1 protein-coding gene (only partly in view) is annotated in these 15,140 nt (G+C 67.8%); it reads left to right on the forward strand.

Features of this window, described 5'->3' with window-relative positions:
* Positions 1 to 14,966, forward strand: partial view of a non-ribosomal peptide synthase/polyketide synthase gene (locus tag GFS60_RS25570; protein WP_236603286.1) — the end only. The gene continues 18,796 nt to the left of window position 1, outside the view; only the last 14,966 of its 33,762 coding nucleotides appear in the window; its start codon lies beyond the left edge, outside the window; its stop codon occupies positions 14,964 to 14,966.
* Positions 14,967 to 15,140: the final 174 nt, after the last annotated feature.

Below are 15,140 nucleotides of genomic sequence, written 5' to 3' on the forward strand. Positions count from 1 at the left end.
ACCCGGACACGCATCGCGCACTGGCGGCGCTCGCCCGCCGGCACAACGCGAGCATGTTCATGGTCGTGCATGCCGCGTTCGCCGTACTGCTCGAGCGGCTCAGCTCGAATACCGATCTCGCCATCGGCACGCCTGTGGCGGGCCGCGGCGTGCGTGAGATCGACGAGATGGTCGGCATGTTCGTCAATACCCTCGTCCTGCGTAGTTCGGTGAATCCGGAGTTGCGGTTCCTGGAGCTGCTGGCGCAGGTTCGGGAGACCGACCTCGAGGCATTCGCACACGGAGACATTCCGTTCGAGCGGCTCGTCGACGTGCTGAACGTCCCCCGTTCCACCGCCCACCAACCGCTCTTCCAGGTTGCCCTGGCGTTCAACAACACCGGTAGCTCGACTCTCGAGTTCCCCGGCCTCGAGGTCTCGGTCCTGGAGACCCCGCTGGATGTCGCGAAATTCGATCTCCAGCTCAGTGTGGGTGAGCGTTACGTCGACGGGGGAGCGGCAGGCATCGTCGCGTCGTTCAACTACGCGACCGATCTGTTCGACGAGCGGACGGTGCAGAGGTTCGCCGATCGGTTCGTCCGGATTCTCGGAGCGGTGGCGACCGAGCCGGACGTGATTCTCGGCGACATCGACATTCTCGACGCGGCCGAGAAGGCTGCCATCGCACCTGTGCGCGGTCCCCGGTCACTCGAACCGCGGACACTGCCCGAGCTGCTGCGTTCGGGCGTGGACCTCGCACCGGATTCGGTTGCGCTGTCCTTCGATGGCCGTGAGCTCACCTACCGCGAACTCGACGAGCGATCGAACCGGCTGGCGCGCGTGCTGATCGATCGGGGAGTGGGGCCGGAGAACTACGTGGCGCTCGCCATCACCCGTTCCGTGGAATCGATCCTGGGAATCTGGTCGATCGCGAAGGCGGGTGGCGCCTACCTGCCCGTCGACCCGAAGCTTCCGTTCGAGCGCATCAACGAGATGCTGTCCGATTCGGGTGCTGTCCTGGGTCTCACGGTCGATCGTCATCGAGACGACCTGCCGGACACGGTGTCCTGGATGGTCCTCGATGCTCCCGAGTTCGCCGACCAGACGCGTACGGTGTCGGCGGCTCCGGTATGCGACGCCGATCGTCGCCGTCAGCTGACCGTCGATCACCCGGCGTACCTGATCTACACGTCCGGCTCGACGGGCAAACCGAAGGGCGTCGTGGTCACCCACCGCGGTCTGGCGAACCTCACCAGCGAGGTTCGTGAGCACTACGTCGTGTCGCCGAGTTCGCGTTTCCTGCACGTGGCGTCGCCGAGCTTCGACACCTCGGTCGGTGAGATGCTCGCCGCGTTCAGTGCCGGCGCCACTTTGGTGATTTCACCCGCGGACGTGTACGGCGGCGACGAGCTCGCCGACCTGATCCGCCGTGAGCAGGTGAACAACGTCGTGATGACGCCGACCGCACTGATGACCGTCGATCCCGAGGGACTCGACTCCGTGCGGTCCGTCGTGGTCGGCGGCGACACGTGCACACCGGAACTGGTTGCCCGATGGGCGCCCGGCCGCGAGATGCGTAACGCTTACGGGCCGACCGAGACCACGGTGATCGTCACGGTCACCGAACCGATGGTGGCCGGGGAACGGGTGACGATCGGTAAGCCGTTGCGCGGTGTCGAATCACTCATCCTCGACTCCCGCCTGCGCCCGGTGCCCGAAGGCGTTCCCGGCGAGCTCTACATCTGTGGACCGTCGGTGACCCGCGGATACCACAACCGTCCGGCGGTCACGTCCGAGCGTTTCGTGGCCAACCCGTTCGGCGAGCCCGGCTCGCGTATGTACCGCACCGGAGACGTGGTGCGGTGGGCGGACGACCACCGCGTGGAGTACGTCGGCCGGTCCGACTTCCAGGTGAAGGTTCGTGGGTTCCGCGTCGAGCTCGGTGAGATCGACGCCGCACTGGCGGCCCAGCCGGACATCGAGTTCGCCGTGACCGTGGGCCGGGAGAACCCCGCGGGCCTGACGACCCTCGTGTCCTACGTCCTGCCGGTCGATGGTGCGACGGTGGATCCGGAATCGCTGAAGACGGTTGTCGGCGAGACCCTTCCGCCGTACATGGTGCCGTCGGTGGTGATCCTGCTCGACGAGATCCCGTTGACCGGAATCGGCAAGCTGGACCGCGCGCGCCTGCCCGAGCCGGAGTTCGTCTCCTCGAGTGCAGAGTTCCGCGCACCGTCGACACCGGCCGAGGAGACCGTCGCCACGATCTTCTGCGAGGTCCTCGGTCTGTCCGCGGTGAGCGTGGACGACAGTTTCTTCGACCTCGGCGGCAACTCGCTCAGCGCCACTCGCGTCGTGTCCCGGGTGGGGCAGGCATTCGGGCTCCGGGTGGGTGTCCGGGAGTTGTTCGAGGCGCCGACCGTGGCCTCGCTCGCCGTCCGCATCTCGGCCACTGCCACCAGCGACGAGGTTCGACCCGTGCTCGGGCCACGGAAGCGGCCGGATCACATTCCCCTCTCCCTCGCGCAGTCGCGAATGTGGTTCATCAACCGCTTCGATCCCGAGTCGGCGGCCTACAACATCCCGTTGGCGGTCCGGTTGACGGGCGCCCTCGACGTGGAGGCGCTGCGGGCCGCGGTGTTCGACGTGCTCGAACGGCACGAATCACTGCGGACCACTTACCCGGATTCCGCGGACGGACCCCATCAGGTCATCCTCCCCGCCGAGCAGGTTCCGGTCGATCTCGCGCCGGTTGCCGTGACGGGCGACGAATTACGCTCCCGCCTGGTGGAGATGGCCACCGCGGGATTCGATGTGACCGCCGACGTGCCCCCGATCCGGATGCGGTTGTTCGAGACTGCCCCTCAGGACTACGTGCTCGCGCTCATCGTGCACCACGTGTCCACCGACGGCGAGTCGACGGCACCGTTCGTGCGCGACGTCATGGTGGCGTACGCGTCCCGTGCAGCGGGACGGGAGCCGGGCTTCGGTCCGCTTCCCGTGCAGTACGCCGACTATGCGATCTGGCAGCGCGAACTGCTGGGCAGCGAAGACGATCCGCAGAGTCTCATCTCGGCACAGCTCGACTTCTGGAAGAAGGCGCTGGCCGGTGTGCCGGACCTTCTCGAGCTTCCGCTCGACCGCCCGCGTCCGCCCGTGCAGTCGCTGCGCGGAGCGAGGGTCGATTTCACGATCGACGCGGCGCTGCACCGAGGCCTGGCGGCGCTCGCCCGAGGGCACAACGCCAGTGTGTTCATGGCCGTCCACGCGGCATTCGCGGTGCTCCTGAGCAGGCTGTCGGGCACCGACGACATCTCGGTCGGAACGCCGATCGCCGGCCGCGGTGAGCGTGAACTCGACGACGTCGTCGGCATGTTCGTCAACACCCTCGCCCTGCGCGTGCAGGTGGACGACGGGCGAAGTTTCGACGAAATCCTCGACTGTGCACGTGAAGCGGACCTCGAGGCGTTCTCGCACGCCGACGTGCCGTTCGAGCGGCTGGTCGAGGTGCTCAATCCGGCACGCTCGATGGCCCATCACCCGATCTTCCAGGTGGGCTACTCGTTCCAGAACACGACGAAGTCCGACCTGCAGCTACCCGACCTGACCGTCGCACCGCTCGACATGGAAGGCGACACAGCTCAGTTCGATCTGCACCTCGTCCTAGGGGACAGCCCCGAGGACGAGGAGATGTCCGGTGTGTTCACCTACGCCACCGACCTGTTCGACGCGGTGACCGTGCAGGGCTTCGCGGATCGGTTCCTGCGGGTGCTCTCGGCTGCCGTCGCGTCACCGCAGGTCGCTGTCGGCGATCTGCCGTTGATCGGGGACGACGAGCGCGCCCAGGTGGTGTCGGGCTGGAACGACACGGCACGGGCACTGCCCGAGACGACACTCGCCGATATGTTCACCGCCGCGGCAGTCAGGGATCCGGACGCCACCGCGGTCGTGTTCGAGGACGAGTCACTGACCTATGGCGAATTCGCCGCACGGGTCTACCGGCTCGCTCGCCACCTCATCGATCTGGGTGTGGGACCGGAAACCGTCGTGGGCCTTGCCCTTCCGCGGTCGGTGGAACTGCTGGTCGGCATGTATGCCATTGCGCAGGCCGGCGGCGTGTACCTGCCGATCGATCCGGATCATCCCGTCGAGCGGACGGCGTACGTGCTCGGCAGCGCGCAACCCGTGTGTGTGCTGACTCTCCGGAGCGTCGTCGCGTCGCTGCCGACGGGTGTCGATGTCGTCGTCCTCGACGAGCTCGACCTCACGGGGGCGGCGGACACGTCGATCACCGATGCCGATCGCCGGGCACCGTTGCGGTCGACCCATGCGGCCTATGTGATCTACACGTCCGGCTCGACCGGCCGGCCCAAGGGCGTGACCATCACGCACGGTGCCATCGCGAACCAATTGCGATGGAAGCAGGACGAGTACCCTCTCACCGCCGACGATGCGGTGTTGCTGAAGACAGCGGCCACCTTCGACCTCTCCGTGTGGGAGTTCTGGTGGGCGCTGACCTCGGGGGCACGGCTCGTCGTCGCCAAGCCGGACGGTCACCGAGATCCGTCGTACCTCGCCGGACTCGTTGCCGAGCAGCAGGTCACGAACGTGCACTTCGTTCCGTCGCTGCTCGCAGCTTTCGTCTCGGTGGCGGAGTCTGCCCAGCTCGCGTCGTTGCGACGGGTTCTCTGCATCGGTGAGGCTCTTCCGGCCGACACCGTGCAGCGCCTGCGGGACGTCAGCGGTGCCGAAATCTTCAACCTGTACGGCCCGACCGAGGCGGCGGTCAGCGTCACGCACTACCGGTGCGGCGTCGAACGGGGCGGTTCCGTCCCGATCGGGCGGCCCGAGTGGAACACGCAGACGTACGTTCTCGACACCCGGCTGCACCCCGTGCCTGCCGGCGTGACAGGTGAGCTCTATCTGGCGGGTGACCAGCTGGCGCGCGGCTACTTCGGCCGCCACGACCTCACCGCGGAACGGTTCGTGGCCAACCCCTTCGGGCCTTCGGGTGCCCGGATGTACCGGACCGGTGACCTGGTGCGGTGGAATCGGGACGGCAACCTCGACTATGTGGGCCGCTCCGACTTCCAGGTGAAGGTCCGTGGATTCCGCATCGAGCTCGGCGAGATCGAGCGCGCGCTTCTCGCGCACCCCGCGGTGGCTCAGGCAGTCGTCGTCGTGCACAGCGATCGCCACACCGGTGACCGGCTGGTCGGTTACGTCGTGCCGGAGTCCGGAGATGCACTCGACATCGCGGACGTGCTCGGATCCGTCGGCCGCTCGGTGCCGGGATACATGGTTCCGGCGGCACTCGTGACGCTCGCCCGGTTGCCCCTCAACATCAACGGCAAGATCGACCGCAAGGCGCTGCCCGAGCCCGAGTTCGCGGGGGTTTCGGACCAGTACAAGGCGCCGCGGACCCCGGTCGAGGAGATCGTCGCGGGAGTGTTCGCGGACGTGCTCGGCCACGAGCGTGTCAGTGTCGATTCCAGCTTCTTCGACCTGGGTGGCAACTCGCTCGTGGCCACCCGTGTGGTGGCCCGGGTGAACGCCGCACTCGATTCCTCGATCGGTGTGCGTGAGCTCTTCGAGGCGCCCAGCGTGATCGCCCTGTCCGCACGGGTCGAGCAATCCGATTCGACGGGGGTCGGCCGGCCTGCGCTGGTCCCGCAACCGCGTCCGGCGCGGATCCCGTTGTCCCCGGCGCAGTCTCGGATGTGGTTCATCAACCAGTTCGACACCGCATCGGCGGCCTACAACATCCCGCTCGCCATTCGGTTGACCGGCGAACTCGACGTCCGGGCGCTCGAACAGGCCCTCGGGGACGTCGTCGAACGGCACGAGACCCTGCGCACCCGCTACCCGGACACGGGAGAGGGTCCCGGGCAGGTCGTCGTGTCCTGCGCCGAGGCGTTCACGGAACTCGAAGTCGAGAGCGTCGCCGACGAGGACGGTCTGCGGAACCACGTGATCGCCCTCGTCACCGCCGGATTCGATGTCGCGAAGGCAGTACCCGTCCGGGCCCGCCTCCTGCGGCTCGACTCCGAGCATCACGTGCTGGTGATCGTCGTCCACCACATCTCCGCGGACGGTGCCTCGACGGCGCCGCTGGCGCGTGACGTCGTGGTCGCCTACAGCGCCCGGGCCGCCGGATCCGAACCCAACTGGGCCCCGCTCGACGTCCAGTACGCCGATTTCGCGTTGTGGCAGCATGAACTGCTCGGCGACGAGAACGCCCCGGATTCGTTGGCCGCGAAGCAGATCGACTACTGGCGCGAGACCCTGGCCGGGTTGCCGGACGTGCTGCCGCTGCCGACGGACCGACCTCGGCCTCCGGCCCAGTCGATGCGAGGCGCCAACTTCGAGTTCGAGATCGATGCGGAACTCCGTCGACGCCTCGGCGTGCTCGCCCGCGAGCACAATGCGTCGCTGTTCATGGTGGCGCACGCCGCGTTGTCAGTCCTGTTGGCCCGGCTCAGCGCCACGCAGGACATCGCCATCGGCACCGCGATAGAAGGACGCGGTGAGGCAGCTCTCGACGACCTCGTCGGCATGTTCGTCAATACCCTGGTGCTGCGCTCGCAGGTGGATGTCGACGACCGATTCGCCGACCTGCTCGCGCAGGTCCGCCAGCACGACCTCGGCGCGTTCACGCACACCGATGTGCCGTTCGAGCGTCTGGTGGAGATTCTGCAGCCGGAGCGGTCGACCGCCTTCTCGCCGCTGTTCCAGGTTGCGCTGGCCTTCCAGAACGTCGAGCAGGCCCACCTCGAACTTCCGGGGTTGACCGTCGAGGGTCTCGACGGGGGAGTCAGCGCGGCCAAGTTCGATCTCCAGCTGACCCTCGCGGACGCTGCCGGAGAGCCCGCGGGCACCGGGGGCTCCGCGCCGATGCGCGCGGTGTTCACCTACGCCACCGACCTGTTCGACGAACGCACCATCGCCGCGTTCGCGTTCCGGTTCCGCCTCATCCTCGAGGCGATCACTCGCGACGCCTCGGTGGTCATCGGTGACATCGACGTCCTGAACAGCGACGAGCAGCGGGTCCTCGCGCCCGTGCGCGGTGCAGCATCGGTTCCGCCGCAGACGTTGGCCCGCATCCTCGCCGCTGCGGCGGAGGCGAACCCCGAGGCCGTGGCGGTCGTGTGCGGGAACCAGCAGGTCACGTATCGCGAACTCGACGAGCGCTCGAACCGTCTGGCCCGGGTACTGATCGGCCGCGGAATCGGTTCGGACGATTTCGTGGCTCTCGCACTCACCCGATCGGTGGAGTCGATCCTCTCGATCTGGGCGGTCGCGAAGACGGGTGCCGCCTTCGTGCCCGTCGACCCGAGCTACCCGTACGACCGCATTCTGCACATGGTCACGGATTCGCGCGTGGAGATCGGCCTGACCACGGCGGCGCACAGCGCCGACCTGCCGGACACGGTGCGGTGGCTCGTCCTGGGCGACGAAGACATGGACAGTGCATGCGCCCACGTTTCGTCCGAGGCCGTCACCGACGACACCCGAATCCGTCCCACGCGGGTGGACGACGCCGCATATGTCATCTACACCTCGGGCTCGACCGGTCTGCCGAAGGGCGTCGTCGTCACCCACACCGGGCTGGCGAACGTCACGCGGGAACAGGTCGAACGGCTGGGGCTCACGCCGCAGTCGAGGGTCCTGCACTTCGCGTCGCCGAGCTTCGACGCGTCCGTGTTCGAATTGCTTCTGGCCGTTGCCGCCTCGTCGACGATGGTCATCGCCTCCGGGGTCGTGTACGGCGGCGAGGAATTGGCCCGACTGCTCAGGGAGCAGGAGGTCAGCCACGCCTTCATCACCCCGGCGGCGCTGACGACGGTGGATCCCGCCGGCCTGGGTGGCATCGAGGTTCTGTCGGTGGCCGGTGAGGCCTGCCCGCCCGAGCTGATGCAGAGGTGGGCGCCCGGCCGGCGCATGTACAACCTGTACGGCCCCTCCGAAGCGACGATCTGGAGCACGTCGAGCTCCCCGATGAGGGCCGATCAGCCCGTCACCATCGGCGGTCCGACGCGCGGTGTCGACGTGGTCGTGCTCGACTCCCGGCTCAGCCCCGTCCCGGTCGGTGTCGCGGGTGAGCTCTACGTGGCGGGGCCGAGCGTGGCACGCGGCTACCACAACCGATTCGCCCTCACTGCAGAGCGTTTCGTCGCCAACCCGTTCGGTGGTCCGGGGGAGCGGCTGTACCGCACGGGCGACGTCGTCCGCTGGGTCTACGCCGACGACGAAGGATCGGAAGGACAGGGCGAGCTCGTCCTCGACTACGTCGGTCGATCCGATTTCCAGGTGAAGGTCCGCGGATTCCGGATCGAGCTCGGCGAGATCGATGCCGAACTCGGAAGGCATCCGAGCGTGGACTTCGCGGTCACCCTCGGCCATCATCGCGAGCAGACCGGTCAGACCGTCCTCGTCTCCTACGTGATGCCTGCCCCGGGCGCGTCGATCGACGTCGCCGAGTTGTCCGCGTTCGTGTCCGAGACGCTGCCGGGCTACATGGTGCCCTCGTCGATCATGCCGATCGACTCGGTGCCGCTGACACCCGCAGGAAAGTTGGACCGCAAGGCACTACCGGAACCTCGGTTCGTATCGGTCGCCACCGAGTTCCGCGCGCCGTCGACGCCGATGGAGAAGGCTATCGCCGACGTCTTCGCGCAGGTCCTCGGTGTCGAGAGGGTCAGCGTCGACGATTCGTTCTTCGCCCTCGGCGGCGACAGCATCGTGTCGATCCAGCTGACCACGCGGGCCAAGAACGCCGGTGTCCTGTTCTCGGCGCGAGACGTGTTCGAGCGCAAGACTGTTGCCGAACTCGCCGACGTCGCCGCCTGGGCCACCGACGTCGAGTCGGTGACCCTCGAGGAACTGCCCGGCGGCGGAGTCGGTTCGATACCCCTCACGCCGATCGCGCACTGGCTGACCGAAAGCGCGGGCCGATTCGACAGGTTCTCGCAGGCCGTTCTGCTGACCACGCCCGCAGGCGTGACCCGGGAGCAGCTGGTGGAGACCGTGGACGCGATCCTGAGTCACCACGACATCCTCCGATCCCGGTTGACCCGCTCGGGGAACGACTGGGTGTTCGACACACTGCCCGTCGGCGAGGCTCTCGGCGCCGATGAGCTGTTCGAACGCGTCGAGTTCACCGACAAGCCGGGGACCGAGGCATTCGAGCGGCTGGGGCGTGCGGCACTCGACCGCGCCGCGAGCCGACTCGATCCCGCATCGGGGCGGATGACGGAATTCGTCTGGTTCGCTCCCGCCGAGTCGCTGCCCGGACAGAGCGGACGACTGCTGGTCCTGGCGCACCACCTCGTCGTCGACGGTGTGTCGTGGCGAGTGTTGTTGCCCGACTTCGCCACCGCAGGATCACAGATCGCGCGGGGGGAGAAGCCGCAGCTCGAGCCGGTCGGCTCGTCGGTGCGGGCGTGGGCGCACGGGTTGGTGGAGGAAGCGAAATCTCCACACCGCGTGGCCGAACTCGACTTCTGGCGGACCATGCTCGACGGCACCGATCCGCTGCTGGGCAAGCGGGCTTTCGACCCGGAGCGGGATGTGATCGCCCGGACGCACAGTCTGAGCATGACCTTCTCCACACCGGTGACGCAGGCGTTGCTGACCTCGATCCCGCAGTCCGTGAACGGTGGCGTCAACGACGGCCTTCTCGCGGCGCTCGCGCTCGCTGTCGCGCAGTGGCGCCGGAACAAGACCGGAGTCGACGACGCCCCGGGCGACCAGTCGGTGCTCATCAATCTCGAGGGCCACGGCCGTGAAGAATCCGTTGTCCCGGGTGCCGACCTGTCGCGGACCGTGGGCTGGTTCACCAGCCTGTTCCCCGTGCGCCTCGATGTCTCACGTGCCGACCTGGCCGAGGCCTTCGACGGCGGACGGTCTGCGGGTGCGGCTCTGAAGGCCGTCAAGGAACAGCTGCTGGCGGTCCCGGACCGCGGCATGGGCTTCGGCTTGCTGCGCTACCTGAACGAGGAGACCGCCCCGGCGCTGGCAGCGCTGCCGACGCCGCAGATCGGCTTCAACTATCTCGGTCGCGCGGGTTCGGTCGACCTCCCGGAGGAAATCCGGGACCTCGGCTGGGTCCCCGACAGCGACTCGGGCGAGTTCGGCGGCGCAATGGACGACGAGATGGTCGCGCCTGCTGTGCTCAGCATCAACGCCGTCACCTCCGAATCGGCATCGGGTCCCCAGCTCGAGGCGAAGATCGCGTTCGCCGAGGAGATCCTCGACGAATCCGACGTCTGGGAGCTGGCCGAACTCTGGCACGCGGCGGCGGCTGCGTTGGCAGAGCACGCGTCACGGCCCGACGGCGGCGGCCTGACCCCGTCGGACGTCCCGCTCGTCACCGTGACCCAGCACGATCTCGAGATCCTGGAACAGCGCTACCCGGAGGCCTCCGACGTGTGGCCGCTGGCACCGCTGCAGTCCGGCATGTTCTTCCACTCGGTGCTCGCCGAGGACGCCGTCGACGTGTACACCGCACAGGTGGTGCTCGGCCTCGCAGGCACCGTCGATGCCGCCCGATTGCGGGCTGCCGCCGAGGCGCTCATCGCGCGTCACGCGAACCTGCGTACCGCCTTCGTCACCGACGATGCCGGGGAAGCGGTGCAGGTGGTCGTCGATTCCGTGGAACTGCCCTGGGAAGAAATCGACCTGTCCGGACTGTCCGAGGCGGCACGTGAAGAACGGATGAGCACCCTTCTGGGTGAGCACCGCTCGGCTCGCTTCGACATGGCGCGACCCCCGTTGATGCGATTCCTGCTGATTCGCACGGGGCCGGATACCTTCAGCTTCTCCATCAGCAACCACCACATCCTGCTCGACGGATGGTCGATGCCGTTGCTGATGAAGGACTTGTTGGTGTTGTACGCCACCCGGGGAGACAGCTCGGTGTTGCCGCGGGTACGTGGCTACCGGGACTTCCTCAGCTGGCTGTCCGCGCGTGACACGCACGCCTCACGTACGGCGTGGGCGCACGCACTTGCCGGGCTGGACGGTCCCACCGTGCTCGCCCCCGCACCCAGCGGTCCGGTACGCCCCGAGCCCGCCGAGTTCGCGGTACGCCTCGGTCCGGCGGTCAGCGAGAACCTGGCGCGCGTCGCCCGGGATCGTGGCCTGACGATGAACACCATCGTCCAGGCAGCGTGGGGTCTGCTCCTGTCCCGGATGACGGCGTCCGACGACGTCGTCTTCGGTGCCACGGTGTCGGGTCGTCCGCCGGAGGTCAACGGCATCGAATCGATGGTGGGTCTGTTCATCAACACGATCCCGATCCGCGTGCGCATCGATCCCCGCGAGTCGCTCCTCGGGCTTCTCGAGCGTCTCCAGGCCGAACAGTCGGCCCTGCTCGAGCATCACCACATCGGGCTGCCCGAGATCCAGCAGATCGCCGGAATCGGCGGACTGTTCGACACGTTGACGGTGTTCGAGTCGTACCCGATCGATCGGGCCGGTCTCACCGAGTCCAGCGACATCGACGGGTTGCGGGTCACCGGTGCGCAGATCAGCGACGCCTCGCATTACCCGCTGAGCCTCCTGGCGCAGTCGGACGCCGAGGTCCAGCTGGTACTGAAGTACCTCCCGGACGTGTTCGGGGCAGACACTGTCGAGCGGATCGGGGCACGCCTGGACCGCATCCTCCACACCATCGCTGCCGGCGGTGCCACGCTGGTCGGCGATCTCGACCTGCTGGCGGCCGAGGAACGCGACCTCGTCCTGTCCCGGTGGAACGACACCGCGCACGGCGTCTCCGCCCAGTCCGTGACCTCGATGTTCCGTGCTCAGGTCGCGCGCACCCCGGATGCGACCGCCGTGGTCGCCGGGCAGGATCGACTGAGCTACGCGCAGTTCGACGCGCGGGTGAACCGGCTGGCCCGTCACCTGATCGCGCTGGGCGTGGGACCGGACTCGGTGGTCGGCATCGCGATGCGACGCTCCCTCGACATGGTGATCAGCCTGTACGCCGTGCACGCGGCGGGTGGTGCATACGTGCCGATCGACCCGGAGCATCCGGCCGACCGGACCACCTACGTGGTGGACAGCGCTGCCCCGACGTGTGTGCTGAGCGTTGCCGACGACATCGCCAATCTCGACGTCGACGTGCCCGTGTATCTGGTGGAGGACTTCGACCTCTCCGGCTACGCCGACACTGCAGTCGAGGATGCCGAGCGGCTCGGTGAACTCCACCCGGAGAACCTGGCGTACGCGCTGTACACGTCCGGTTCGACGGGACGCCCCAAGGGTGTGGCGATTCCACATTCGGCGCTGGCCAACCAGCTCGAGTGGATGCGGGACGAGTACGGCATCGGTGCCGAGGACGTGATCCTGCAGAAGACTCCCTTCACGTTCGACGCCTCGGTGTGGGAGCTGTTCTTGCCGTTGGTGGTCGGCGGCACCCTCGTCGTCGCCTCCCCGGACGGTCACCGCGACCCCGAGTACATGGCGAAGACGGTGGGCGCGGAGTCCGTGACCGTGGTCCAGTTCGTTCCGTCGGTCCTGACGATGTTCCTCGACGCGGCCACGGCCGACCTGTGCGGTTCGCTGCGGCTGGTCTTCGCCGGCGGTGAACCACTTCCGCAGTCGGCGACGGATCGGCTCGCACGGGTCGGTTCCGCCGAGCTGGTCAACCTGTACGGACCGACCGAGGTCACAATCAACTCGGCGGCTCAGGTCGTGGACCGTTCGCGCACCGGGACCATCGCGCCGATCGGTGGCCCGGTCTGGAACACCCGGGCCTACGTGCTCGACGCGAACTTGACGCCGTCGCCGATCGGTGTGCCCGGTGAGCTGTACCTCGACGGGGCCCAGCTGGCGCGCGGATACATCAACAGCGCTGCGCTGAGCGCCGAACGATTCGTCGCCGACCCCTTCGGCGTCGACGGCGCACGGATGTACCGCACCGGTGACCTCGTGCGGTGGAACGAGAGTGGTGAACTGGAGTTCGTCGGCCGTACCGACTTCCAGGTGAAGGTCCGCGGCCTGCGTATCGAACTCGGTGAGGTGGAGGAGGCCTTCGTGCGCCACACCGACGTGGCGCAGGCGGCTGTGATCGTGCGGGACAGTGAGGTCGGCGCACGGCTCGTGGCGTACGTCGTCCCGAAGCCGGGTTCGGCTGTCGACACGGCTGCGCTCACGGGGTTCGTCGCAGAATCGTTGCCCGACTACATGCTGCCGGACGCCGTGATGGTTCTTGCCGAACTGCCGCTGGGTACCAGCGGCAAGCTCGACCGGCGTGCCCTACCGGTGCCCGACTTCGCCTCGGCGGCCCAGTTCCGGGCGCCGCGCACCGACAGCGAACGGGCGCTGGCGTCGATCTTCGCGGAACTGCTCGGGCGGGACCGCGTGGGTGTCGACGACTCGTTCTTCGAGCTCGGTGGCGACAGCATCGTCTCCATTCAGCTGGTGGCGCGGGCACGGTCGGCCGGGATCCACTTCACGGCACGCGACGTGTTCGAGCGGCGCACCGTCGCCGAGCTGGCGGCGGTCGCCGATTCGGGCGCGTCCGCGGCAGCTGCGTTGCAGGAATACGAGGGCGGCGGTGTCGGCACGGTGCCGCTCACTCCGGTCGCCCGGAAGATGGTCGAGCGCGGTGGGAATTTCGACCGCTTCGTGATGCCGCTGATGGTGACGCTTCCTGCCGGCATCGGACGTGACCAGCTGATCGCGACACTCTCCGCGGTGGTGGACAAGCACGACGCTCTCCGTGCCACGCTGGTGTCGGAGTCGTCGGAGCCTGCCCTCGAGATCGCACCCGCCGGCAGTGTCGACCTCGACGGTGCGGTGGAGCGTGTCGCCGTCACCGCCGAACCCGGTTCCCCGGAATTCGACGAGGTGGCGAGTGCCGCCTTCGCGCAGGCGCTCGACCGGCTCGACCCCCGAACAGGTTCGATGCTCCAGTTCGTGTGGTTCGACCCGGCCGATTCGAGCCGGGCGGGCCGACTGCTGGTGGTGCCCCATCACCTCGTGATCGACTCGGTCTCGTGGCGCATCCTGGTCCCGGACCTCGCAACGGCCGGTGCCCAGATCGCAGCGGGGCAGACGCCGTCGCTGGAGCCGGTGGGAACGTCCCTGCGGCGGTGGACCGACGGCCTCCTCGAGGCAGCCGTGAGTCCGGAGCGGGTGGCCGAACTGGCCGTGTGGGAGCGGATGCTCACCGGCCCGGACCCCCTGCTGGGGTCGCGGGAACTGGATCTTCGGTCCGACGTCGTCAGCACTCTCGAGCGCACCCGGGTCGATGTGCCGGCCCCCGTCACCGGGGCCTTGCTCGGGACGGCTCCCGGCGCACTCGACGCGGAAATCGGTGACGTGCTCGCCGCGGCCCTCGCACTCGCGGTGGCCGCCTGGCGGCAGGGCCGTGGGATCGACGAGCCGTCGGCGGTAGTCACTCTCGAGGGCCACGGTCGCGAAGAATCAGTGGTTCCCGGTGCAGATTTGTCCCGTACGGTCGGCTGGTTCACCACGATGTATCCGGCTCGACTCGATCTCGCAGGGGTCGATATCGGTGAGGCGATCGAGGGTGGCCCGAGTGCGGCAGCCGCGGTACAGGCGGTACGGAATCAGCTCGGTGCGGTACCTGACAAGGGCATCGGCTACGGGTTGCTGCGTTACCTGAACCCGGCGACCGCCGCGGTCATGAGCAATTGGCCGGAACCGCAGATCGTGTTCAACTACATTGGCCGCGTCAACGCTGCGGAAATTCCCGAGGCGGCGCAGGGCCTGGACTGGCTGCCCGATTTCGAGACCTCGGTGACGGGTGGACAGGTGAACAGTGAGATGCCTGCCCAGGCGGTGCTCGACATCCAGTCGGTGATCACCGATACCGCGGATGGTCGGCAGTTGACGGCGTTCATGTCATTCCCCCCGGGAATTCTGACGGCCTCCGAGGTGGACGACTTCGGGCAGTGCTGGGTAGCGGCACTGACCGGCTTGGTGGCACAGGCGCGGTCGCGAGCCGGACGCTGAGGCATCGTCCGGGCGGTGGGAGAGCTCGTCTCTTCCGCCGCCAGGACGGGCCGGAGCCGACCCCGGTGGTCTTTCCGCCTCGGTAAATACCTCGAGTTCACTGAATCGGCGCATAACCCGCCTTCGGTACCGTGCAGTGTGAATTACTCGATAACTCCAAGTGGCGAGGGTCTT

The organism is Rhodococcus sp. WAY2 (genome assembly GCF_009859915.1).
Classification (GTDB): Bacteria; Actinomycetota; Actinomycetes; order Mycobacteriales; family Mycobacteriaceae; genus Rhodococcus_F; species Rhodococcus_F oxybenzonivorans.